This is a genomic window from Blattabacterium sp. (Periplaneta americana) str. BPLAN, from assembly GCF_000093165.1.
Classification (GTDB): domain Bacteria; phylum Bacteroidota; class Bacteroidia; order Flavobacteriales; family Blattabacteriaceae; genus Blattabacterium.
The window spans coordinates 414,046-438,945 of the sequence record NC_013418.2 but is presented as its reverse complement, the minus strand read 5'-3'; the positions used below and the strand labels follow the sequence as shown (position 1 = coordinate 438,945).

General features: G+C 27.9%; 25 protein-coding genes. 21 read left to right on the top strand and 4 right to left on the bottom strand.

The features are described from left to right. Positions 1-6: 6 nt before the first annotated feature. From BPLAN_RS02150 to BPLAN_RS02140, 3 genes are read left to right on the top strand one after another with little or no spacing between them, the layout of a single operon-like run. Positions 7-534 (top strand): ferritin, encoded by a 528-nt coding sequence (locus BPLAN_RS02150; protein ID WP_012821566.1) that lies wholly within the window; start codon positions 7-9, stop codon positions 532-534. Continuing rightward, entirely contained in the window at positions 531-1,214 is a 684-nt protein-coding gene (locus BPLAN_RS02145; protein WP_012821565.1) for an outer membrane protein assembly factor BamD, read from the top strand. The genes BPLAN_RS02150 and BPLAN_RS02145 overlap by 4 nt, the downstream gene beginning before the upstream one ends. Further along, positions 1,211-1,522, top strand: coding sequence for a hypothetical protein (locus BPLAN_RS02140; protein ID WP_012821564.1), 312 nt, complete (start codon positions 1,211-1,213; stop codon positions 1,520-1,522). Before BPLAN_RS02145 ends, BPLAN_RS02140 begins: the two co-directional genes overlap by 4 nt. Here BPLAN_RS02140 and fsa read toward each other — a convergent pair. Beyond that, complete coding sequence (gene fsa / locus BPLAN_RS02135; protein ID WP_012821563.1) at positions 1,519-2,178, bottom strand: fructose-6-phosphate aldolase; 660 nt, start codon at positions 2,176-2,178, stop codon at positions 1,519-1,521. The two genes, BPLAN_RS02140 and fsa, sit on opposite strands and share 4 nt — an antisense overlap. Before the next feature lie 134 nt (positions 2,179-2,312). On the opposite strand from fsa, the gene lpdA reads away from it, so the two are divergent. The 3 genes from lpdA to obgE are packed head-to-tail and all read left to right on the top strand — an operon-like array spanning position 2,313 to position 5,314. Then, entirely contained in the window at positions 2,313-3,701 is a 1,389-nt protein-coding gene (gene lpdA, locus BPLAN_RS02130; protein WP_012821562.1) for a dihydrolipoyl dehydrogenase, read from the top strand. A 36-nt stretch (positions 3,702-3,737) separates the two neighbouring features. Continuing rightward, a complete protein-coding gene (locus tag BPLAN_RS02125; RefSeq protein ID WP_012821561.1) occupies positions 3,738-4,316 on the top strand; it encodes a nucleoside monophosphate kinase in 579 nt (192 codons plus the stop codon). Beyond that, the gene (gene obgE, locus BPLAN_RS02120) at positions 4,316-5,314 is read left to right on the top strand and encodes a GTPase ObgE (protein WP_012821560.1); all 999 of its coding nucleotides are present in this window, start codon (positions 4,316-4,318) and stop codon (positions 5,312-5,314) included. The genes BPLAN_RS02125 and obgE overlap by 1 nt, the downstream gene beginning before the upstream one ends. Positions 5,315-5,317: 3 nt before the next feature. Here obgE and clpX read toward each other — a convergent pair whose 3' ends face one another. Then, positions 5,318-6,541: an ATP-dependent Clp protease ATP-binding subunit ClpX gene (gene clpX, locus BPLAN_RS02115; protein ID WP_012821559.1), complete on the bottom strand. Its 1,224-nt coding sequence runs from the start codon at positions 6,539-6,541 to the stop codon at positions 5,318-5,320. 257 nt (positions 6,542-6,798) lie between these two features. Between clpX and BPLAN_RS02110 the strand changes: the two genes are divergently transcribed. Then, on the top strand, positions 6,799-8,433 hold the full coding sequence (locus tag BPLAN_RS02110) for a CTP synthase (protein WP_012821558.1): 1,635 nt from the start codon (positions 6,799-6,801) through the stop codon (positions 8,431-8,433). Then, a complete protein-coding gene (yidC, locus tag BPLAN_RS02105; RefSeq protein WP_012821557.1) occupies positions 8,430-10,244 on the top strand; it encodes a membrane protein insertase YidC in 1,815 nt (604 codons plus the stop codon). Before BPLAN_RS02110 ends, yidC begins: the two co-directional genes overlap by 4 nt. Here yidC and BPLAN_RS02100 read toward each other — a convergent pair. After that, positions 10,241-11,005: a biotin--[acetyl-CoA-carboxylase] ligase gene (locus BPLAN_RS02100; protein WP_012821556.1), complete on the bottom strand. Its 765-nt coding sequence runs from the start codon at positions 11,003-11,005 to the stop codon at positions 10,241-10,243. The genes yidC and BPLAN_RS02100 overlap by 4 nt on opposite strands. A 124-nt stretch (positions 11,006-11,129) precedes the next feature. Between BPLAN_RS02100 and rsfS the strand changes: the two genes are divergently transcribed. From rsfS to BPLAN_RS02080, 4 genes are read left to right on the top strand one after another with little or no spacing between them, the layout of a single operon-like run. Then, positions 11,130-11,450 (top strand): ribosome silencing factor, encoded by a 321-nt coding sequence (rsfS, locus tag BPLAN_RS02095; RefSeq protein WP_012821555.1) that lies wholly within the window; start codon positions 11,130-11,132, stop codon positions 11,448-11,450. A gap of 38 nt (positions 11,451-11,488) precedes the next feature. Continuing rightward, positions 11,489-13,450, top strand: coding sequence for an ATP-dependent zinc metalloprotease FtsH (gene ftsH, locus BPLAN_RS02090; RefSeq protein ID WP_012821554.1), 1,962 nt, complete (start codon positions 11,489-11,491; stop codon positions 13,448-13,450). Between the two features lie 38 nt (positions 13,451-13,488). Further along, positions 13,489-14,277, top strand: a complete 789-nt coding sequence (locus BPLAN_RS02085) for a phosphatidate cytidylyltransferase (protein WP_012821553.1) — start codon at positions 13,489-13,491, stop codon at positions 14,275-14,277. Between the two features lie 13 nt (positions 14,278-14,290). Then, a complete protein-coding gene (locus BPLAN_RS02080) occupies positions 14,291-14,956 on the top strand; it encodes a phosphatidylserine decarboxylase family protein (protein WP_012821552.1) in 666 nt (221 codons plus the stop codon). 55 nt (positions 14,957-15,011) lie between these two features. Here BPLAN_RS02080 and dnaK read toward each other — a convergent pair whose 3' ends face one another. Further along, complete coding sequence (dnaK, locus tag BPLAN_RS02075; protein ID WP_012821551.1) at positions 15,012-16,910, bottom strand: molecular chaperone DnaK; 1,899 nt, start codon at positions 16,908-16,910, stop codon at positions 15,012-15,014. A 181-nt stretch (positions 16,911-17,091) separates the two neighbouring features. Between dnaK and rplM the strand changes: the two genes are divergently transcribed. Genes rplM through fusA form a run of 9 tightly spaced genes read left to right on the top strand, consistent with a single transcriptional unit; the run spans position 17,092 to position 24,898 of the window. Beyond that, positions 17,092-17,535 (top strand): 50S ribosomal protein L13, encoded by a 444-nt coding sequence (gene rplM, locus BPLAN_RS02070; RefSeq protein WP_012821550.1) that lies wholly within the window; start codon positions 17,092-17,094, stop codon positions 17,533-17,535. An 8-nt stretch (positions 17,536-17,543) separates the two neighbouring features. After that, positions 17,544-17,924 (top strand): 30S ribosomal protein S9, encoded by a 381-nt coding sequence (gene rpsI, locus BPLAN_RS02065; RefSeq protein ID WP_012821549.1) that lies wholly within the window; start codon positions 17,544-17,546, stop codon positions 17,922-17,924. A 15-nt stretch (positions 17,925-17,939) separates the two neighbouring features. Next, positions 17,940-18,680 carry a 30S ribosomal protein S2 gene (gene rpsB, locus BPLAN_RS02060; RefSeq protein WP_012821548.1) on the top strand — a complete coding sequence of 247 codons (741 nt, stop codon included), beginning with the start codon at positions 17,940-17,942 and terminating at the stop codon, positions 18,678-18,680. After that, a complete protein-coding gene (gene tsf, locus BPLAN_RS02055) occupies positions 18,677-19,498 on the top strand; it encodes a translation elongation factor Ts (RefSeq protein ID WP_012821547.1) in 822 nt (273 codons plus the stop codon). Before rpsB ends, tsf begins: the two co-directional genes overlap by 4 nt. A gap of 5 nt (positions 19,499-19,503) precedes the next feature. Continuing rightward, positions 19,504-21,042: a 2,3-bisphosphoglycerate-independent phosphoglycerate mutase gene (gene gpmI / locus BPLAN_RS02050; RefSeq protein ID WP_012821546.1), complete on the top strand. Its 1,539-nt coding sequence runs from the start codon at positions 19,504-19,506 to the stop codon at positions 21,040-21,042. Next, positions 21,039-21,848 (top strand): type I methionyl aminopeptidase, encoded by an 810-nt coding sequence (gene map / locus BPLAN_RS02045; RefSeq protein ID WP_012821545.1) that lies wholly within the window; start codon positions 21,039-21,041, stop codon positions 21,846-21,848. The genes gpmI and map overlap by 4 nt, the downstream gene beginning before the upstream one ends. A gap of 59 nt (positions 21,849-21,907) precedes the next feature. After that, positions 21,908-22,285: a 30S ribosomal protein S12 gene (gene rpsL / locus BPLAN_RS02040; RefSeq protein WP_012821544.1), complete on the top strand. Its 378-nt coding sequence runs from the start codon at positions 21,908-21,910 to the stop codon at positions 22,283-22,285. A gap of 4 nt (positions 22,286-22,289) precedes the next feature. After that, positions 22,290-22,766, top strand: a complete 477-nt coding sequence (rpsG, locus tag BPLAN_RS02035; RefSeq protein WP_012821543.1) for a 30S ribosomal protein S7 — start codon at positions 22,290-22,292, stop codon at positions 22,764-22,766. 8 nt (positions 22,767-22,774) lie between these two features. Continuing rightward, positions 22,775-24,898 carry an elongation factor G gene (fusA, locus tag BPLAN_RS02030; RefSeq protein WP_012821542.1) on the top strand — a complete coding sequence of 708 codons (2,124 nt, stop codon included), beginning with the start codon at positions 22,775-22,777 and terminating at the stop codon, positions 24,896-24,898. The last annotated feature ends 2 nt before the right edge of the window (positions 24,899-24,900 follow it).

The window sequence follows — 24,900 nt, the reverse complement described above, 5'->3', positions numbered from 1 at the left end:
TAAATCATGTTCAGTGAACAAATACAGATGGGTTTAAAAAAACAATTAAATAGAGAATTAGAATCTTCTCAATTATATTTGTCTATGGCATCTTGGGTTGAATGCAAATATGAGAGTTTGGAAGGGATCTCTAATTTTTTATATGATCATTCAGATGAAGAAAGAAAACATATGTTAAAATTAATAAGATATATTAATAAAAGAGGGGGATATGCAGATATTTTTATAAAAAAGACTCTTATTGAGGAAATTTCGTATAATTCTTTAAAAGAATTATTTCAAAAATTATTTGAACATGAAAAAATAATTTCTAAAGAAATTAATTTTTTAGTAGAATTATCTTTACAAGAAAAAGATTATTTTACTTATAATTTTTTGCAATGGTATGTTGAAGAACAAATAGAAGAAGAAGCTTTAACTAAAATAATCTTATCTAAGATTAAATTAGTTGAAAAAGATAAGGCTGGATTATATTTATTTGATCGAGATATAAAAAATTTTCATCAAAAAATGAAATCATCATGTGAATCATGAATAATAAAATAATTTTTTTATCATTATTTATAATATTTGCTTGTTACAAAGACCAACATGTATTAAAAAATTATGATAGTCATATTTCTCCTCCTTTTTTTCATAGGAATCTTTCAAATTCTCATTTTTCTAAAAATGAAATTTCAATATTGAAAAATGTTTTCAAGAATTGGAATTTTTTTTCAAAAAAAGATCTTTCTAATTCTAATGGTCCTAATTCGGAAGAAAATCGTTTATTTAAACGTGGATTTAATGAATTTATTCATTCATTAAATTTTGATTTGGATCAAACAAAAACTCGTGCAGCTATTAATACTTTAAATCAATTTATTACAAAATATCCAAATAGTCAAAAAATACAAGAAATTAGGAATATTATAGTCAAACTGATAAAAAAAATTGAAAAAAGAGATTATTACATAGCTAATACTTATTTTATTATGCGAAAGTATAAGGCCGCTTCAATTTACTTTAAGGACTTTATCAAAAAATATCCAAAAAGTATTTATAAAGAAAAAGCTTTATACAAAATTTGTATTATTACATATAAAATGGCAGACAACAAAGAAAAAGCCTTAGATTTCTTTGAAGCCTATCAAAGATATGTAAAATTATATCCTGATTCTCATTCCAAAATAAAAGAATTGAAGATATATTATAAAAAATTATTGAAATTATGAATTTCAAAGAAATTAAAGCTCCAATAGATACAATCACTATAGATCGTATAGAATTGGAAAAAAAATCTGGAAAAAATATATATGAAACTATTTGCATTTTAGAAAAAGTTAGTGAAAAAATTAATTTTTGGATCAAAGAAGATTTAGATAAAAAATTGGAAGAATTTAATTTTCTGAACAAAAATAATTTAGAAGAGATTTTTGAGAATAAAGAACAAATAAATCTTTCCATATTTTATGAAAAGCTTCCAAAGCCTACTTCCATTTCTATTCAATATCTGTTAGATAAAAAAATAAAAATTAATTAAAATTTTTTTTTATAATCTTCTAAAAATTTATCTAGTCCCGTATTTGTAAGTGGATGTTTTACAAGATCGCATATAACTTTTAAAGGAGAAGTAATTGCATGAATTCCTATTTTAGCACATTCTATAATATGTAATGGATGACGTATTGAAGCGGCTAAAATATTTGTTTTAAAATGATAATTTTCATAAATATTCTTAATGTCTTTTATCAAATTCAATCCATTAGATGATATATCATCTAGTCTTCCTAAAAATGGAGATACATAATAGGAACCAGATTTTGCTGCCAGAATAGCTTGTCCTATGGAAAAAACAAGAGTACAATTAGTTTTAATATTTTTTTTTGATAAAAATTTTATAGCTTTAATCCCATCTTCACAAATGGGAATTTTTACTACAATTTTTGGGTGCAAAAGTGAAAGTTTTTCACCTTCTTGAATCATATCCATATAATTTGTACTAATTATTTCTGCACTCACGTCTTCTTCATTTTCCAAAAGATTGCAAATAGATACATAATGATTCATTATTGATTCTTTATCAATAATAGATTCCTTAGAGATTAAAGAAGGATTAGTTGTTACCCCATCTAATATTCCTAATGCTTTAGCTTTTTTAATTTCTTCTAAATTAGCTGTATCTATAAAAAATTTCATAAATTACTCACTATATGTGTTAAGGACAAATTTATGAAAAAAAAGTTATATTTTTCCAATGGTTTTCTTCGTTCGTTAAAAATTGATAAATAAAAATCCGTAAATTTATCATTTTATTGAATGACATAAATATTATGTATTTTGATGTTATTGTCTTGGGAAGTGGACCTGGAGGTTATGTGGCATCCATACGTGCAGCGCAATTAGGAATGAAAACAGCTTTGATTGAAAAAGAATCTTTGGGAGGGGTATGCTTGAATTGGGGATGTATTCCTACTAAATCTCTTTTGAATACTGCTAAAAAATTACAACAAATAAGAGAGAATAGGGATTTATTTGGAATAAAAAATCCATTAGAAATAGATTTTTCTAAAATCATATCTAAAAGTAGACAAGTAGTGGATAAAATGAGAAATGGTCTATCATTTTTAATGAAAAAAAATGGGATTCATGTTATTTATGGAAATGCTAAGTTAAAAAATGGAAAAAAAATTGAAATTTTTAGAAATGGAGAAAAATTTGAAGAATGCTACGCTTCTCATATTGTCATAGCCACGGGATCTAGATCTAGAATAGATAAAAAAATCCCCCAGGATGGAAAAAAAATAATAGGATATAAAGAAGCTCTTTCTCTTCCGTTTTTGCCTAAAAAAATAATTATTATTGGATCTGGCTCTGTTGGATTAGAATTTTCTTATTTTTATCATTCCATGGGATCAAAAGTCACCATTATAGAACAGTGTTCTCAGCTTTTTCCAAATGGAGATGAGGAAATATCTGATCAATTAAAATCTTCTTTTGATAAAATAGGAATTCAATGTTATGTTTCTTCTTTTGTAAAAGAAATTAATTGCACTGACAAAGGAATTGTAGCTGATATTCATACTATTGATAGAGACTTTCTTTTGGAAGCAGATATAGTTATCTCTGCCATTGGAACAGTATCCAATATTGAGTTCATAGGACTAGAGGAAGTAGGAATTTATACTAAAAAAGGGTTTATTGCTGTAGATGAAAATTATAGAACTAATGTGGATGGATATTATGCAATTGGGGATGTAATAGAAGGACCTTCTTTAGCTCATGTTGCATCACATGAAGCCATTGTGTGTATAGAAAATATAAAAGGATTAAATCCTCAAAAAATAGATTATAATAATATTCCTAAATGTGTTTATTGCTTGCCTGAAATCGCTTCAGTAGGTTATACAGAAAGAGAAGCTAGGGAAAAAGGATATCAAATTCGAGTAGGAAAATTTCCTTTTAGTGCTCTCGGAAAATCTGTTTGTGATGGAAACACGGAAGGATTTGTTAAAGTTATTTTTGATGATAAGTATGATGAATGGTTAGGTTGTCACATGATTGGAAATCATGTAACTGATATAATTTCCGAAGTAGTGGTTGCTAGAAAGTTAGAAGCAACAAATCATGAGATAATAACATGTATTCACCCTCATCCTTCATTAAGTGAATCTATTTTAGAATCTGTTGCTCATGCTTATGGAAAAGCTATTCATTTATAAAAAATTTCGAAGTATAAGATTCATATGTTATGATTTATGATACATGTTGTATTATTTGGTCCACCAGGATGTGGAAAAGGAACTCAAGCAAAAATTTTAAAAAAAAAATTTGGGTTCATTCATTTATCTACTGGCGTCATGTTTAGACATCATATAAAATGCAAAACAAATTTAGGAAAAATAGTTCGTTATTATATTAACCAAGGATTATTAGTTCCTGATCACATTACTATAAATATGTTAAATGTAGAAATAAAAAAGCATATTTCATCTAGGGGAATCATTTATGATGGATATCCCAGAACAAAAAATCAAGTTTCTTCTTTAGAGAAAATATTAAAAGAAAAATCTATAGGGAAAGTAGATGTAATTTTTTCTTTTAATATTGAAAAAAACTTGTTAATCAATAGATTACTGAATAGAGGAAAAATAAGTTATCGTGATGATGACACGGATATTATAACAGTTCAAAGAAGGATAGAAGAATATAATAAAGAAACTGCATATATTTGGAATGAAGAAAAATGGAAAAATATTATTGTAAACGTCAAAGCTTCTTCTTCTATAGAAAATGTATCTCTTTTTCTTGAAAAGAAAATCATGAATTTTTTTTGATGAAAGATAATTTCATAGATCTTATAAAGATTTACTGTAAAAGTGGAGATGGAGGAAAAGGAGCAATACACTTTCATAGAGAGAAATCTAGAAGGAAAGGAGTGTCTGATGGTGGAGATGGAGGAAAAGGAGGAGATATTATTATGCGAGGAAATTCTAATATTCATACATTTATTCATTTGAAATACAATAGACATTGGATCGCAAATTCTGGTTTTCCAGGAAAAAAAAAAAATTTAACCGGAGCTAATGGGAAAAATTTATTCATAGAAGTTCCTATAGGAACTATTGTTAAAGATTTGAATCAGAACGTATTATCAGAAATTACTAGAAATTTTCAAGAAGAAGTTTTATTCCAAGGAGGAATAGGTGGAAAAGGAAATGCTTTTTTTAAGAGTTCGAAAAGAAGGTCTCCATATTATGCGCAATCCGGAGTAAAGACTAAGGGAAATTGGATAATTTTGGAATTGAAAATACTAGCAGATGTTGGAATCATTGGATTTCCTAACACCGGAAAATCCACTTTGCTATCCAAAATCACAAAAGCAAGACCAAAAATAGGAAATTTTTGTTTTACTACTACAATTCCAAATTTTGGAATAGTCAAAATGAATTATGATTCATTTATAGTAGTTGATATTCCAGGAATTATAGAAAAAGCTTCGGAGGGAAAAGGATTAGGATATAATTTTCTGAGACATGTAGAACGTAATTTTATTTTGCTATTTTTAATTTCTGCAAATACAGAAAATCAAAAAATGGAATATTTAACTTTATTAAATGAATTAAAAAAATTTAATCCAAAATTATTAAATAAGAAACGTTTGTTAGCTGTTTCTAAATCAGATTTAATTGATAATAGAAAGAAAGAAGAAATAAAAAAAAATTTTCTTTTAGAAAAAGAAAATATTATTTTTATTTCTTCTTTTACAAGAGATGGACTTTTTCAGCTAAAAACGGAATTATGGAGTTTGGTTAGGGAAAATTTAAAAAGATAAAAACTACAATCCATTGAATTTTTCTATAACCATTTCTTTATCTATGTTTAATATTTGATTTTTATTTATTTCTTCTATATTAAACATGTAGTCTACAAATATTTTTTCACAGAAAGAACGTAATCCTCTTGCTCCCAAACCTAATTCAAGGGTTTTATCTATTATAATGTCTAAAACTTCATCTGTAACCTCGATGGATATTTGATCTAAATCAAACAGTTTTTTATATTGTTTAATTAAAGCATTTTTTGGTTCTATCAATATTTTTTTTAACATAATTTTATCTAATGAATTTAAGTAAGTAATAATAGGAAACCTTCCTATAAGTTCTGGAATCAATCCAAATTTTCTTAGGTCATGTGCGGTGATATTCTTCAAAAAATTTTTTTCATTTTTGTTTTTTTTATTAGGATTAACGAATCCTATAGAAAATTGATGAATTCTATCAGATATAATGTTTTCTATTCCGTCGAAGGTTCCTCCAGCTATAAATAAAATGTTTTCCGTATTAATTGATATCATTTTTTGATCGGGATGTTTGCGTCCTCCTTGTGGTGGAACGTTAATAATTGATCCTTCTAGAATTTTTAACAAAGCTTGTTGAACCCCTTCTCCAGATACATCTCTAGTGATAGATGGATTATTTTTTTTTCTAGAGATTTTATCTATTTCGTCTATAAATACAATTCCTTTTTCCGCGGAATTTACATCGTAATTTGCTGATTGCAACAATCTAGTTAAAATAGATTCTACATCTTCTCCTACATATCCTGCTTCGGTTAATGCTGTAGCATCTGCTATGGTAAAAGGAATTTTTAAAAGTCTAGAAATACTTTTGGCTAGTAATGTTTTTCCCGTTCCCGTATTTCCTATCAATAGAATATTAGATTTTTCTATTTCTACATCATTATTTCCTTCTTTATTATTAAGAAAATGGATTACGCGTTTGTAATGATTATATACAGCTACAGATATAACCTTTTTCGCTTCATTTTGTCCTATCACATATTTATCTAGAAATTTTTTTATTTCTTTTGGTTTCTTTATTTCTATTGTTTTTTTTTCTTCAACATTTTTTTTTTCTTTTTCTGTAGAAAATTTTCTGTGAATTATGGAATATGTTTTTTCTATACAAAAATTACAAATATGACCACTCACACCTGATATGAGAAAAGTTATTTCATTTTTTCTTCTTCCACAAAAATTGCATCTTAATGAATCTTCCATAAATTTTTCAAGATTCCTTTTACATAAAAAGGAGCAAGCGAATCTACATCACATCGCTACTACCTAATTACCTTTGCTGTGTTCCCACCCTAGAGGATTTTATAGGGAGCTGATTGTGTAGAACTTGCTCCAATTTTGGCAAATATAAAAAAAAATTATAAATTCTTTCTTTTCCAATTTTCAATTCGATATGAATTTTTTCTAATGAAATCTAGTGAAATTATAAAAGACGGAAGAGTTTTTTCACAACATTTTTTATGGAAACAAAATATGTTTTTGTTACAGGAGGGGTAACTTCTTCCTTAGGAAAAGGAATTGTATCTGCTTCTTTAGGTATGTTATTAAAGCATAGAGGTTATAAAATCACAATTCAAAAGATGGATCCTTATTTCAATATAGATCCAGGAACCTTAAATCCTTATGAACATGGAGAGTGTTTTGTTACCAGTGATGGAGCGGAAACAGATTTAGATTTAGGACATTATGAACGTTTTTTAGACCAACCAACAACAAAAGATAATAATGTGACATCTGGCATGATATATAAAACTGTTATTGATAATGAAAGAAAAGGAAATTATTTAGGAGAAACCGTGCAAATCATACCTCATATAACTAATGAAATTAAAAAACGTATTAAAAAGCTTGGAAAATCCAATGATTATGACATTATTATTACTGAAATAGGAGGAACAGTAGGAGATATAGAAATTCTTCCTTATATCGAAACTGTTCGTCAGTTGAAATGGGAATTAGGAGAATCCAATGGATTGGTTATTCATTTAACTTTACTACCTTATATATCAGTAACTGGAGAAATCAAAACCAAACCCACACAACATTCTGTTAGAAATTTAATGGAGAATGGAATTCAAGCAGATATTTTAGTTTGTAGAACAGAAAAACATATATCTAAAGGCATTCGTAACAAATTAGCTTTATTTTGTAATGTGAAACCAGAAAATGTGATTGAATCTATCAATACTAAAGTTATTTATGATATTCCATGTTTGTTACATGTACAAAATTTTGATAAAGTAGTTTTAAATCATTTAAATTTGCCTACTTTAATTACTCCGAATTTGAAAAAATGGAAAATTTTTTTGAAGAAACATAAAAATCCTAAATGTAAAATAAAAATTGCCTTAGTTGGAAAATATGTTTCTTTGCGTGATTCGTATAAATCTATTACGGAAGCGTTAATTCATGCTGGAACAGAAAATGAAACTTATGTAGATATAAAATGGATTTATTCCGGAATGATCAAAGAAAAAAATATAAAAGAATATTTTGAGGGAATTTCTGGAATTTTAATTGCTCCTGGATTTGGAAATAGAGGGATAGAAGGAAAAATACTAGCTGCAAGATATGCTAGAGAAAATAAAATCCCTTTTTTAGGTATATGTTTAGGAATGCAAATAGCAGTAATAGAATTTGCTAGAAATGTATTGAAAATACAAAAAGCAGAAAGTTCTGAAACTAATCCAAAGACATCTCATCCAGTTATTAGTTTAATGAAAGAACAAAAAAATATAATGCAAAAAGGTGGGACAATGAGATTAGGAGATTGGAAGTGTTCTTTAATAGCGAAATCTAAAATTTTTTCTATTTATGGAAAGAAAGAAATTTTTGAAAGACATCGTCATAGATATGAGTTTAATAATGCTTATTTAGAAAGTTTTTCTAATGCTGGAATGAAAGCCGTGGGAATAAATCCAGAAACAGGCTTAGTAGAAGCTATTGAATTAGATAATCATGTTTTTTTCTTAGGAGTTCAGTATCATCCTGAGTATAATAGTACAGTGACTCATCCTCATCCTTTGTTTACTTATTTTGTGCAAATTTCCAAAAATTATAAATCATTTGATTCTCAGAATTATCATTATGTATGAAGGAAAAAAATTTGGATTATAATTCTACAATTGGTTTATTTCTTATATTGTTAATCTTGACTTTTTTTACATATTTTAACACATATAATGATAAAGAATTTATATCAAATAGATTTACAAAAAAAATAGTTTCTTTATCTGATGAATCATCTTTCGTTTCAAAAAAAAAATCAAAGAAGGATTGTGTATTAGAAAATGAAGTTTTAAGACTAAGGATCTCTAGTTTAGGAGGAATGATAGATGAGGTTTTTTTAAAAAAATACAAAGCCTATGATTTTATTCATTTATCACATAATAAAAATCTTTATTTAATAAAAGATTCTAGTTTTTTATATAAAATGATTTTTTGGGTTAATTCTAATAAGAAACATTCTAAGAAAAATTTAATTACTACAAATTCCTTGTATTTTCATCCTTTTTTTTTTCAGAAAAGAGGAAAACTTATAATTCTTATAATGAGAGCTCATAATCCTTATGGTGTAGGTTTTATAGATCATATATACACTTTAAGTGAAGGAGCCCAATACCATGTAGGTTTTTATGTACGAACAGTGAATTTATTTCCTTTTACAGGAAATAAAACTATTTCAATTAATTTAGAACAAAAAGTTTTTTCTCTAGAAAAGGATAGAAATTGGGAAAATTCTTACACACAAGTTTATTATTCTTACAAAAAAAATTCTCATTCCAAGATTCAATTCTTATCCGAAAAAAAATCGGAAGAAAAAAATATATCTAATTTGAATTGGGTAGCTTATAAACAACAATTTTTTGCGACAATTTTTATCCCAAAAAAACCTTTAAAAGATTGTTTTATACGTTCTGAAAATTTTTCTTCAGGAGTTTTTTTGAAAAAAATTCAATCTAATATCTTATTAAAAATAAAAGAACATGAAGAAGTAAATATTCCTTTTCAACTATATTTTGGACCTCTAGATTTTTCTTTATTGAAAAAGTTTGATCAAAAAATAGAAAATATTATTCCATTTGGTTGGGGTTTTTTAAAATGGATTAATAAATATTTCTTTTTGGAAATTTTTCAATTTTTAGAAAAAACAAATTTGAATTATGGAATCATCATTATTTTAATGACAATTGTAGTGAAATTAATATTATCACCAATAACCTATAAACAATATAAATTAAGTGCTATGATGAAGTTGATTCGTCCAGAAATCGACGAGATTAATAATAAATTCAGGAATTCGGATCCATTAAAAAAACAAAGGGCTATGATGGAATTATATCAAAAAGCAGGAATAAACCCAATGTCTGGATGTTTTTCTGCTCTATTTCAGATTCCTATTTTTTACTCTTTATTTAAATTTTTTCCAACTTTGATTAATCTCAGAGGAAAATCTTTTTTGTGGGTGGATGATCTCACTTCATATGACTCTATTTTAGAGTTACCATTTTCTATTCCTTTTTATGGAAATCATGTGAGTTTACTTACATTATTGTATTCATTTGCTCTTTTAGTTTATACAAAATTAAGTAATAACGTAGGTAGTAATGATACTTTAAATAATCAAAATAACGCATCCGATATGCCTTTTATATTATATTTAATGCCTCTTATAATGTTATTGTTTATAAATAGTTATGCCTCTGGACTTTCTCTTTATTATTTTATATCCAATATTATTAATATTGGTTTAATTTTCTTTATTAAAAAATTCCTATTAGATGAAAATAAGATTCGTCAAAAAATTCAAGAAAATCAAAAAAAACCAAAAAAACGTCATTACTGGAAATATAGAATAAAAGAAATCATGAAAAAGAAAGGAATGGAAAAAATTTCTGATTTTTAAAAAATCAATTGTACTTCTTTTTGAGAAAAAAAAATTTTTTTATTTTTGTTAAATTCAATCACTAAATTTCCTCTTCTTGTTATATTTCGAATAATTCCTTTAGAAAATCCATTGATTTCACAATGAATATTTTTTCTTATATAGAAAAAAGAGATTTTATCTTTCATATAAAGATGACTTACGTAATAATCTCTTATATCAGATTCTCCGTGAATTGTAAAAAGAAAATATTCTTTTTGAATGGAATATATTATGTTATAAAATAATTTGTCTAATTCAAAATCCTTGTTAAGAATCTTTTTTAAAGAAGAAGCTCGAAATTTAGAATTAAATTTTAATTGATTAACATTTAATCCTATTCCGATAATTGTTGTATGTATTTTTTTATTAATTACTTCATTTTCAATTAGTATTCCTCCTATTTTTTTGTTCATTAGAATAATGTCATTAGGCCATTTAATCCAAATGAATTTGCTATAAGTAAATAAAATTTTATGAATGGCGTTACTTATAATCATATTCATTACATATCCTTTATCAATAGATAAGGTAATCGATTTAAAAAAAATGCTGAAAGTTAGATTTTTTTCTTTTTCTGTTTCCCATAAATTTTTACCTACTCCTTTTCCATTTGTTTGATGCATGGACCAAATAACAGTCCAGTTCTTCATCCATTTTAAAATGTTCCTTTTTATGTATTGATTAGTAGAATCTACTTTTTGTAGAAAAATTAAATATATTGGCCAAATAAATTTTTTCAAAATATTTTATGTTGAAAAATTTAACTTCTTTAAAGTGAAAACCTTATTTTTGTTTTTGAATTAGTTAATAAAAAAACACTTAAAAAGTAAATTACTAGAATATTTCTACTAAAAAAAATCCGTTTTGCTATTAAAAAAAATTATAGAAGGGATTCAAATGGTAAAAGGTGAAGATATTTCTGTTTTAAACTTGAAAAATAGAAATAATTTTGTTTGTGACTATTTTATTGTTTGCAATGGAGAATCTCAAAATCAAGTTTATGCTATATATAGATCCATAGAAAAAATTACAGTTGAAAAGTTAAAAGAAAGACCCTGGCATATAGAAGGTTTAAAAAATAGAGAATGGATATTGATAGATTATGTTTCTATTGTTGTACATGTTTTTCAAAAAAGAGTCAGATTATATTATAACATAGAAAATATTTGGACAAAAAATTTATAGCCATGCTTGATTTATATTTAAATAAATGAAGAAAACCTATGATAGATAAAAAAGTAAAAAGTAAAAACAACTTTTTTTGGATATATGCAATTATACTAGCCATATTTCTAGGGATATTTTTCTTTAAATCTTCTTTTTCTAATCCTAGAAAAATAGATCAGGACACTTTTTTTGATATTCTTATGAAAGGAGAAGTACAGAAAATTATAGTAAAACATAGGGAAATTGTACATGTTTATTTAAAAAAAGAATTTTTTCCATCTCATGATATTCTTAATTCACCACGTGATATCATAAAAAATGATCGCAATAAGAAGTTTATTTCGCATTCTTTACAATACGAATTTGAAATAGGAGATTTGCAGTTTTTTCAGAAAAAATTTGAAGAATATAAAAAAAAATATAATCTGAATACTCTTATTGATTTTAAAAATCAACAAGAATATACTATTACAAAATTTTTTTTTGATTATGGGATATTCTTTATTTTGCTGATTATCTTCTGGGTCTTCGTTTTTCGTAGAATTGGAGCTACTGGAGGAGGTCCTGGAGGGCAAATATTTAATATTGGAAAATCTAGAGCTAAATTATTTGATGAAAATGATAATGTGAAAATCACATTTAAAGATGTTGCTGGTTTAGAAGGGGCTAAAGAAGAAGTACAAGAAATTGTAGAATTTTTGAAAAGTCCTCAAAAGTATACTAAGTTAGGAGGAAAAATTCCGAAAGGTGCCCTTTTAATAGGCCCTCCTGGAACTGGAAAAACTTTATTGGCAAAAGCTGTAGCTGGAGAGGCAAAAGTTCCTTTTTTTTCCTTATCTGGTTCTGACTTTGTAGAAATGTTTGTAGGAGTAGGAGCTTCTAGAGTAAGAGATTTATTTGAAAAAGCAAAAGATAAATCTCCCTGTATCATATTTATTGATGAAATAGATGCCATAGGAAGAGCTAGAGGAAAAAGTAGTATAGCAGGATCTAATGATGAAAGAGAAAATACTTTAAATCAATTACTTACAGAAATGGATGGATTTGGTACTCACACAAATGTTATTGTATTAGCTGCTACAAATAGATCTGATATATTAGATAAAGCATTGCTTCGTCCAGGTAGATTTGATCGCACTATATTAGTAGATCCTCCGGAATTGAATGAGAGAAAAGAAATATTTCGTGTTCATTTACAAAGGCTTGTATTATCTAATAAAGTGGATATAGATTTTTTAGCTAAACAAACCCCAGGATTTAGTGGAGCAGATATAGCAAACATTTGCAATGAATCGGCTCTTATCGCAGCGAGAAAAAATAGATCCAAGATAGAAAATCAGGATTTTTTAGACGCTATAGATCGTATTATAGGAGGATTGGAAAAAAAGAATAAAATAATAAAACCAAATGAAAAAAAAAGAATAGCTTATCATGAAGCGGGACATGCTACTGTAAGTTGGTTATTAGAACATGCAGCTCCTTTAGTCAAAGTGACTATTGTCCCAAGAGGAAAATCTTTGGGATCTGCTTGGTATCTTCCAGAAGAAAGACAACTTACCACTCCAGAACAAATGAAAGACGAAATTTGTGCTTTATTAGGAGGTAGATCTGCAGAAGAAGTTATTTTCAGCAGTATTTCAACAGGGGCATTGAATGATTTGGAAAGAGTTACAAAACAAGCACAATCTATGGTAGCTATTTTCGGGTTAAATGATAGAATTGGAAATATTTCTTATTATGATTCTACGGGGCAAAGTGAATTTTCTTTTTCCAAACCTTATAGTGAAAAAACAGCACAAATCATAGATGAAGAAATATCGAAAATTATTGCTGAACAATATCAAAGAGCCAAAAATCTATTAAAAAATAATGAAAAAAAACTATCCATGCTAGCTAATGAACTTCTAGAAAAAGAAGTGATTTTCAGGGAAGACTTGAAAAAAATTTTTGGAGAAAGACCTTTTTCCGAGGATTTAGGAGATATTTTTACTTCAGTAAGTAATCTTCCTTCTTCTTAAAAAATATTGTTAATGAAAAAAAAAAAAAATTAGACTTTTTGATAAGATTTTTCACCGGATTAATTTATGTTTTTTTAATTATTTTTTCTATAAAAGAAGGAGAAAAGGTTTTCAGAATAGTGATGATGATCTTATCTTTTTTTTGTTTATTTGAATTTTTAGTTATTTTAAAAACGAATACTTTTTTGATTAAAATAGCTTCATTTTTTCTACTTTTTTCTATATTTTTAGATTTCTTAAGAAAAGAAGGTTTAATTTTATATATTATATGTTTTATTCCTTATTCTATAATATTTTTTGCCATTCAATTATTTTCTAAAACTTCTTCTCATAAAGAAAAAATCACACAAATCAGCCATTTAATTTTTGGTTTAGTATACATAATTATACCTTTTTTGTTAGCTTCTTATATATATACTATATGTGGAGGAAGGGAGTTAATTTTGGGAACTTTTATTTTAATATGGACTAATGACACTTTATCCTATTTAATAGGAAGGAAGTGGGGAAAGAGAAAAATAGCTATATCCATATCTCCTAAGAAATCTGTGGAAGGATTTATAGGAGGTTTATTTTTTTGTTTGATTTTTGGTTTCTTGTTATATAAGATATGGGGAGAAAAATATTGGTTCATTTTAGCTATTGCTATCCCTATTTTTGCAACTATTGGAGATCTAGTAGAATCTACTATTAAAAGATCTTATAGTGTAAAAAATTCAGGAATCTGGTTTCCTGGACATGGAGGATTTTTAGATAGATTAGATAGCTTTATATTTGTAATACCTATTATAGCTACAATAGCTGCTGGGGTGACTCATTTTTTATAATAAAAGGATTTTTATGATTCATAAGGAAGGTTTTCCTTTTTTAATCTATGTATTAATTCTAATATTAATAGGGATTTCTATTTCCGCTATTTTATTCTCTAGGTTGCTCAATTTATTTATTTTTTCATTTTCTATCATATTGTATTGTTTTCTTATTTTTTTTTTCAGAAATCCTAAAAGAATAATATCTATAAGTCATTATAAAGATGAAAGTAAAGTACTTTCTCCTGCTGATGGAAAAGTCATAGGAATAAAAAAAACTTTGGAAAACGAATTTATAAAGAAAAAATGCATATGCATATCTATTTTTATGTCTCCTTTTGATGTTCATATAAATAGATTTCCAGTATCTGGAAAAATAATTTATGCAAAATATCATCCAGGAAAATACTGGTTAGCATGGGACACAAAAGCTTCATTAAATAATGAACGTACCACTACTGTGGTAGAAACGAGAACAAAAAAAGAAATTCTATTTCGACAAATAGCAGGATTTTTAGCCCGTCGTATAGTTTTTTATGCAAAAAAAAATTCTATAGCAAGAAAGGGAGAAGAATTTGGATTTATTAAGTTTGGATCCAGAGTAGATATTTATTTGCCATTAGACACCTTTATACTCATAAAGAAAGGAGAGAAAGTAATTGGTGGAAAAACTGTTATTTCTATTATTCCACAATAATAATTCTGCTCCTTTTTATAAATCTAATCTTCTAACAAAAATAGAAAAAAATGTTTCATTTTACTTCTTCATAATCCACATCCTGTACGTTCTCATTTCCTTTGTTTCCTTTTTTTTCTTCATTTTCAGAATTATCTGTAGGACTCTTTGTTTTGGAAGCCGCGTAGATTTCTTGTGAAGCATTTGTCCAAGCTTCGTTTAATTTTTTCATACAAATTTCAATTTTTGAAAAATCTTTTTTAGAATACGCTTGCTTTAATTCTTCCAAAAAATTTTCTATATTTTTTTTATTATTTTCAGATAATTTATTTCCATAATCTTTTAATTGTTTTTCTGATTGAAAAATTTGATTATCTGCGGCATTTAATTTATCTATTTCTCCTTTAATTTTTTCATCTTTTTGAGCATTTTTCTCTGCTTCTTTTTTCATTTTTTCTATTTCATCTTGACTTAATCCAGATGAAGTTTCAATACGTATAGATTGTTCTTTTCCTGTTCCTTTATCTTTTGCGGAAACATGAAGTATCCCACTGGCATCAATATCAAAACTTACCTCTATTTGAGGGGTTCCTCTAGGAGCAGGAGGAATATCTACTAAATCAAATCTCCCTATTTCTTTATTATCATTAAACATAGGTCTTTCTCCTTGTCCTACTCGTATAGTTACTGCAGACTGATTATCTGCTGCTGTAGAAAAAATCTCTGATTTTTTAGTAGGAATAGTAGTGTTTGATTCAATCAGTTTTGTAAAAACACCGCCTAAGGTTTCAATTCCTAAAGATAAAGGAGTTACATCAAGTAACAAAACGTTTTGAACATCTCCAGTTAAAACACCTCCTTGTATAGCTGCCCCAACAGCAACTACTTCATCAGGATTAACCCCTTTAGATGGTTTCTTTTGAAAAAAATTTTCAACTCCTTCCTGTACCTTAGGGATCCGAGTCGATCCTCCTACCAAAATAACCTCATCAATATCTTTAGTAGTTAGTCCCGCATCCTTCAAGGCTTTAGTACAAGGATTAATGGATCTACGTATTAGATTCTCAGACAATTGTTCAAATTTAGCACGAGTTAATGTAAGAACTAAATGTTTTGGACCTGATTCTGTAGCTGTAATATATGGTAGATTAACCTCTGTTTGAGTAGAAGAAGATAATTCAATTTTTGCTTTCTCAGAAGCTTCTTTTAAACGTTGCAATGCCATAGGATCTTTTCTTAAATCTATTCCTTCTTTAGATTTAAATTCATTAGCAAAGTAATCTATGATAACTTGATCAAAATCATCTCCTCCTAAGTGAGTATCTCCATTAGTAGAAAGAACTTCAAAAACTCCATCTCCTAGTTCCAGTATGGAAACATCAAAAGTCCCTCCTCCTAGATCATATACCGCTATTTTTTTATTTTGATTGTTTTTATCTAATCCATACGCCAATGCAGCCGCAGTAGGTTCATTAATAATTCTTTCTACTTGTAAACCAGCTATTTCTCCTGCTTCTTTAGTAGCCTGTCTTTGAGCATCATTAAAATATGCAGGAACAGTGATCACTGCTTTATTCACTTCTTTTCCTAAATAATCCTCAGCAGTTTTTTTCATTTTTTGAAGAATCATAGCAGATATTTCTTGAGGAGCATATAACCGATTTTCTATATCAACACGAGGTGTATTATTTCCTCCTTTTACTACTTTGTAAGGAACATGTTTTAATTCTTCCGTTATTTCAGAATACATCCTCCCCATGAAACGTTTGATCGAGAAAACAGTTTTTTGTGGATTGGTAACTGCTTGTCTTTTTGCAGGATCCCCTATTTTTCTTTCTCCACCTTCTACAAAAGCTACTATAGATGGAGTAGTTCTTTTTCCTTCTGAATTAGGTATAACAACAGGATCATTTATCTCCATGACGGAAACACAAGAATTTGTTGTTCCTAAATCTATTCCTATAATTTTACTCATTTTTATTACATTTTTTCATATAATCTTTCACACTCCAATCATTATGCCATAATGAAGTTATAGAATCTATGACAAAAATAAGCTTTTACATCAACAAAGAAATTGATTTTTTATATGACAAAAAGTCACTTCTATTAAATTTTTCTTTGAAAAAATCTTATATTACAGTTAAAATTGAAAAATGGATTCGTTGAGTTTTAAAACTATTTATGGGAAAAAAAGTTCTGTTGAGAAAAAAATGTGGGTGATAATAGATGCTTCTCATCAGTGTCTTGGACGCATTTCTTCAAAAATAGCATTAAGAATACGAGGGAAACATAAACCTAGTTTTTCTCCAAATGTGGATTGTGGGGACCATGTTATTGTGATTAATTCTGAAAAAATTAAACTAACTGGGAAAAAATGGAATTACAAAAAATACGTCCGTTATACTGGTTATCCTGGAGGAAAGAAAATTTCCTCTGTAAAAGAAGTTTTTAATAAAGATTCAAGATTATTAATCTACAAAGCGGTTAAGGGAATGCTTCCAAAAAACCGTTTAAGACATCAAATAATTAAAAATCTTCATATTTATCAGGGATCAGAGCATAAACATCAGGCACAAAAACCTATTTTAATCAAATAAACTTAAGAATGATAATACATTCCATAGGAAGAAGAAAAAGATCTCTTGCTAGAGTATACTTAGAATCAGGAGAAAAATTATCTATTTTGATAAATTCTCAAAATTTTGAAAATTATTTTCCAAAAAATGTTCACGGAAAAATTTTGTATCCATTAAAAAAAATAGATAATGAAAAATTTAACATAAAAATTAAAGTTAATGGAGGAGGTTTTAACGGTCAAGCTGAAGCTATTCGTTTAGCTATATCTCGTGCTCTTTGCAAATTGGATTCAAATAATAGAAGTTTATTAAAATATGAAGGACTGTTAACTCGTGATTCTAGAGAAGTTGAAAGAAAAAAATTTGGTAAAAAAAAAGCAAGGAAAAAATTTCAGTTTTCAAAACGTTAGAAAATTAGAATCAAAATGGAAAAAAAAATTAATACTCAAGATTTATTGAAAGCTGGAGTTCATTTTGGACATATTGCACGTAAATGGAATCCGAATATGCGTCCTTTTATTTTTATGAAAAAAGGAGGAATTCATATTATCGATTTATCAAAAACTATTACAAAATTGGAAGAAGCCTGTATAGGTTTAAAGAAGATAGTATCTATGGAAAAAAAAATTTTATTAGTAGGAACGAAAGCACAGGCTAAGGAAAAAGTTCTTTTCTATGCTAGAAGTGTAAATATGCCTTGTGTTACAGAAAGATGGTTAGGAGGTTTTTTAACAAATTTTGCAACTATTCGTAGATCTGTGAAAAAAATGAACAATATAGAAAAAATGAAAAAAAATGGAACATTTGATACTTTATCTAAAAAAGAACGATTATTAATAAGCAGATTATATGCAAAATTGTACAAAAATTTAGGGAGCATATCTTCAATGAATCACTTACCTGGTGGAATTTTTTTAGTAGATCCATATAAAGAAAAAATAGCTTTATCGGAAGCCATAAAATTAAATATACCTGTTTTTGCTATGGTAGACACAAATACAAATCCAAATGGAATTCAATTTCCTATTCCATCTAACGATGATTCTTCTAAATCTATTGATATTATTCTAAAATTTATAACAAAAGCTATTCAAGAAGGCTTTTCTTCGGTAGGAAAAACAGATAGGAACGAATTAAAAAATGGAAAAATATCTGAAAAATCATGAAAATTCCAGCGACTCAAATAAAAAAGCTTAGAGAATTAACTGGAATTGGAATCATGGATTGCAAAGAAGCTCTAATAAAGTCTGAGGGAAATTTCGATAAAGCCATTAATTTTTTAAGAAAAAAAGGAGAAAATATTGCTACACAACGTTCTTTTTTAGAAGTCAAAGAAGGTGCTTTACATTCTTCTATTAATTATGATCAAACTTTTGGAGTTACTATTGGATTGAGTTGTGAAACTGATTTTCTTTCTAGAAATCAAAATTTTTTGGATTTTTTATCCATGTTATCGAAGATTTCTTTGTTATATAACAATAAAAAAAAGTTCTTATCTAGTTCTTATCGTGGAAAAACTATTCAAGACTTGATTATAGAAAAAATTGGGGTAGTAGGTGAAAAAATAGAATTGAAAATATTTGAAAGAATAGAATCTCCATTTGTCACAAGTTATATTCATAATAATCAAAAAATAGCCACTTTAGTGGGTTTTTCTTCTTCTGAAGGAATTAATTCAACTATGGCTAGAAATATTGCTATGCATATCACCGCTATGGATCCAATAGCTATAGATGAGAAAGGGATTTCGAATTCTATTATAGAAAAAGAGAAGGAAATTATTTCATATCAGGTAGAAAAAGAAAATAAACCAAGTGACATAAAGAATAAAATCATCTCAGGAAAGGTTAGGAAGTTTATATTGGAAAATACTCTTCTCAATCAGAAATTTATAAAAGACAACAAAATTACTATTCAAGAATATATAAATAAATTTAATAAAAATTTGAAGATAAAGATTTATAAAAGGATTACTTTTCCGTAAAAAAAATGAAAAAATTAATATTGATCATATTAGATGGATGGGGTTTATCAAATAAAAATTCTTCTTTTTCTGCTATTAATCAAGCAAATACTCCTTTTATAGATTCGTGTTACCAACAATATCCTTTTAGCAAATTACATGCTTCTGGAATTCCTGTTGGATTACCTGATGGTCAAATGGGAAATTCTGAAGTAGGTCATATAAATTTAGGGTCTGGAAGAAAAGTTATTCAAAGTTTGGAAGAAATAAATGAATCCATAAAAAATAAAATTTTTATGGAAAAAGTTAATCCTATACTGAATTATGTGATTTCTTCTGGGAAAAAAATCCATTTTTTTGGACTCTTATCTGATGGAGGAGTTCACTCACATATAAATCATCTTTTTGCTTTATTGGATGCTGCTTATGAAAAAAATATTAAAAATGTATTTATACATGCATTTACAGATGGACGCGATTCTTCTCCTAGAAGTGGAATAAGATATATAAAAAAACTGTTAGAAAAAACAAAAAAATCCGTGGGGAAATTATCATCGGTTATTGGGAGATATTATTCCATGGATAGAGATAAAAGGTGGGAAAGAACTAAAATAGCATATGATGCTCTTGTTCACTCTAAGGGTTTTTATACTGATAACATTCTAGAATGCATAAACTCTTTTTATGATAGAGGGATAACTGATGAATTTATAACTCCCATAATAGTTGGAGATCATTCTGGAAATCCTTTTTCCAGAATAGAAAAAGGAGATATTGTTCTTTGCTTTAATTTTCGTTCAGATCGTTCAAGACAGATTACTGAATTATTAACGAATAACAGTAACAATAGTTCTTCTTTAAATGTAAAAAAGATGAATTTATATTATGTAACAATGACGTGTTACAATCCTGAATATAAAGATATTTATGTTCTTTTTGAAAAAAAAAATTTGTCAAATACTTTGGGAGAAATACTAGAAAGAAATGGAAAAAAGCAAATTCGTATTGCTGAAACAGAAAAATATCCCCATGTAACTTTTTTCTTTTCAGGAGGTCGTGAAAAACCTTTTAATGGAGAAACTCGTATTTTATGCGAATCTCCTAAAATTTCGACTTATGATTTAAAACCAGAAATGAGTGCAAAAAAAATAGTGAATAAAATTCTTCCTGAATTAAGGAGAAAAGAAACGGATTTTATATGTTTGAATTTTGCTAATCCGGATATGGTAGGTCATACTGGAAAAATGCTTGAAACTATCAAAGCCTGTGAATTTGTTGATAATTGTACGAAAGTTTGTTCTGAAGAAGCCATAAAAAATTCGTATACAGTTGTTATAGTTGGAGATCATGGAAATGCTGACTGCATGATTAATTTAGATGGGAGTCCTAATACCACTCATACAAATTCCTTAGTTCCTTTCATTCTTTTAGATACAACATTTAAAAAGAAAAACGTATTAAGAAGAGAAGCTATTTTATCTGATGTTTCTCCTACTATTCTTCAATTAATGGGATTACCTAAACCTTGTATAATGAGTGGAGATTCTATAATAAAAGCATTATGATAAAAACCATTGAAGAAATAATTCTTATCAAAAAAAGCGCATTATTAGCATCTAAAACATTGGGAATGTTAGCTAAAGAAGTGAAACCTGGCATAAATACACTTTATTTAGATCATCTTGCAGAAAGTTTTATTCGTGATCATGGCGGAATTCCAGCCTTTTTAGGTCTATATGATTATCCAAATACTTTATGTGTTTCTCCTAATTATCAAGTTGTACATGGGGTTCCAAATCAAGAACCTTTATGTGATGGGGATATATTGTCTATAGATTGTGGGGTTTATATGAATGGTTTTTATGGAGAACATGCCTATACATTTGAGGTAGGAAGAGTGCCAAATACTATCAAAAAATTTCTTAATCGTTCAAAGGAATCTTTGTATATAGGTCTATCTAAATGTAAACAGGGAAATTCTATTGGAGATATAGGTTACTCCATACAATCTTGTATTGAAAATTATGGATATAGTGTGGTAAAAGATCTTGTTGGACATGGTTTGGGAAAAAAAATGCATGAAGATCCTCAAATTCCTAATTTTGGGGAAAAAGGAAGAGGATTAAAATTAGAAGAAGGTTTTGTTCTATCGATAGAACCCATGGTCAATAGAGGCAATCCAGGAGTTATTTTTCATGATGATGGATGGACTGTGACCACTTCAGACAAAGATATATCAGCACATTTCGAACACAATGTAGCCATTGTAGATGGACATCCATGTTTACTTTCTACTTACCGTTACATATATCAAGAACTTAATATTCAATCTTTGGAAGAAGAACCTTTTCAAAACGAAAAAATTAATTAATTTTATTTTTTGTAATTTTTTCTTAAATAATATAATTTGCGTTCTAATTCTAAAGATATATGCCTACTATACAACAATTAATTAGAAAAGGTAGATCTTCCGTTTCTAAAAAGAGGAAATCCATAGCTTTGGGGTTTTGCCCCCAACGAAGAGGAGTATGTATACGTGTTTATACTACTACTCCAAAAAAACCAAATTCTGCTATGCGCAAAGTAGCTCGTGTTCGTTTTACAAATGGAAAAGAAGTTATTAGCTATATTGCTGGAGAAGGACATAATCTTCAAGAGCATTCTATAGTTTTGGTAAAAGGAGGAAGAGTCAAAGATTTACCAGGAGTAAAATATAAGATAGTACGTGGAGCTAGGGATACAGCTGGAGTAAATGGAAGAAAGAAAAGTAGAAGTAAATATGGAGCTAAAATAGAAAAGAAGAAATAAAAAAATGAGAAAGGCGAATAGAAAAAGAAAAGTATATTTTCCTGATCCAAAATTTAACGATTCTTTGGTAACACGTTTTGTTAATCATTTGATGAAAAATGGAAAAAAAAACTTAGCCTATAAAATATTTTATGAGGCTATGGAAAGAATAGATTCCATAAAGGAAAAAGAAGAAAAATCTGCATTAGAAATATGGAAAGAAGGTTTAAAAAATGTAATGCCTCATGTAGAAGTAAGAAGTCGTCGCATGGGAGGAGCTAATATTCAAGTTCCCGTTCCTATTTCTTCTAATAGTAAAATAACCAAAGCAATGAAATTGCTTATATCTTGTGCTTCTATTAGAAATGAAAAAACAATGGCTAGAAAATTAGCTTCTGAAATATTGGATGCTTTTCGAGAACAGGGAGAAGCAGTAAAAAGAAAAGAAAGTATACATAAAATGGCTGAAGCCAATAAAGCTTTTTCACATTTTAGATTTTAATTAATATCATGTCAAAAGATTTAAAGTATACAAGAAATATAGGTATAGCAGCACATATTGATGCAGGAAAAACCACAACCACAGAAAGGATTTTATTTTATACAGGAATCAATCATAAACTTGGAGAAGTTCATGATGGAGCAGCGACTATGGATTGGATGTTGCAAGAACAAGAACGTGGAATCACCATTACTTCTGCCGCGACATGTTGTAATTGGATTTATAAAAATAAAAAATATCAAATCAATATTATTGACACTCCAGGTCATGTTGACTTTACAGTAGAAGTAGAAAGATCTTTAAGAGTATTAGACGGAATGGTGGTTTTATTTAGTGCAGTTGATGGAGTGGAACCTCAATCAGAAACAGTATGGAGGCAAGCAGATAAATATGATATTCCTAGAATTGCTTTTGTAAATAAAATGGATCGTCAAGGAGCTGATTTTTACAATGTTTGTTTGCAAATAGAAAAAATGTTAGGAGCAAATTCTGTTCCATTGCAAATTCCTATTGGATCTGGAGATAATTTTAGAGGAGTAGTAGATTTAATAGCCAATAAAGCCATTGTTTGGGATGATAATAATTATGGAGTAACATTTCAAGAAATACCTATTCCATATGAAATGAAAAATATGGTAAATGATTATCATAATAAACTGATTGAATCCTTGTCGGAACATGATGATTCTATTATGGAAAAATTCTTGTATGATAATTATTCTATTTCCGAAGATGATATTATTTCTTCCGTTCAAAAGAACACTATAAAAATGAAAATAATACCTATATTGTGTGGTTCTTCTTTTAAAAATAAAGGTGTACAAGCTATGTTAGATGCTGTGTGTCGTTATTTGCCTTCTCCGTTAGAAGTGAAAGATATAGTAGGAGTTCATCCGATCTATCAAACAAAAGAAACAAGAAAACCTAGTGAAAAAGAACCATTTTCTGCTTTAGCTTTTAAAATAGCCAGCGATCCTTTCGTAGGTCGTTTAGCTTTTTTTAGAGTATATTCTGGAAAAATTAACGCGGGATCATATAGTTTGAATACAAGATCTGGAAATAAAGAACGTATCTCTCGTATATATCAGATGCATGCTAATAAACAAAACCCTATTTGTAGGATAGGAGCTGGAGATATTGCCGCGGTAGTAGGATTTAAAGATATTAAAACGGGAGATACATTATGTGATGAAAAATTTCCAATTCTTTTAGAAAATATCTCTTTTCCAGAACCAGTGATTGGTTTAGCTATAGAACCTAAGTTTAAATCAGATATAGATAAGATGAGTTTTGCATTATCTAAACTAATGGAAGAAGATCCAACTTTTCAAGTTCGTACAGATAATTATACAGGACAAACTATTATATCCGGGATGGGAGAGTTGCATTTGGAAATCCTTGTAGATAGAATGAAAAGAGAGTTTAAAGTAGAAGTAAATCAAGGAAAACCGCAAGTAGAATATAAGGAAGCTCTAACAGATGTAGTAGAACACAGGGAAATTTATAAAAAACAAACAGGGGGTCGTGGAAAATTTGCAGATATTTTATTTCGTTTAGAACCAGGTAATCCTGGGGAGTCTGGTTTAGAATTTGTCAATAAAATAAAAGGTGGAAATATTCCCAAAGAATACATTCCATCTATAGAAAAAGGATGTAAAGAAATGATGAAAAATGGACCTCTTTCTGGATATGAAATAGAAAGTGCTAAAATCACTATTCTAGATGGTTCTTATCATCCAGTGGATTCTGATCAGTTGTCTTTTGAAATAGCAGGAAAATTTGGGTTCAAAGAAGCGGCAAAAAAAGCGAAACCTATTTTATTAGAACCGATTATGAAATTAGAAGTATTAGTTCCAGAAGAAAATATGGGAGATGTTATAGGGGATTTAAATCGTAGAAGAGGAATAGTTCAAAATCTGAGTAATCGTGAAAATATAAAGATAATTCAAGGCCTAGTTCCATTATCTGAAATGTTTGGATATGTAACGGTATTAAGGACTCTTTCTTCTGGAAGAGGAACATCTACTATGGAATTTTCTCATTATGATGTAGTTCCAAGGAATATTTTGGATAACATTATCATAGGAAATGATAAATATAGAGAGTATAATAAGAAAATGAAAAACAAATAGAA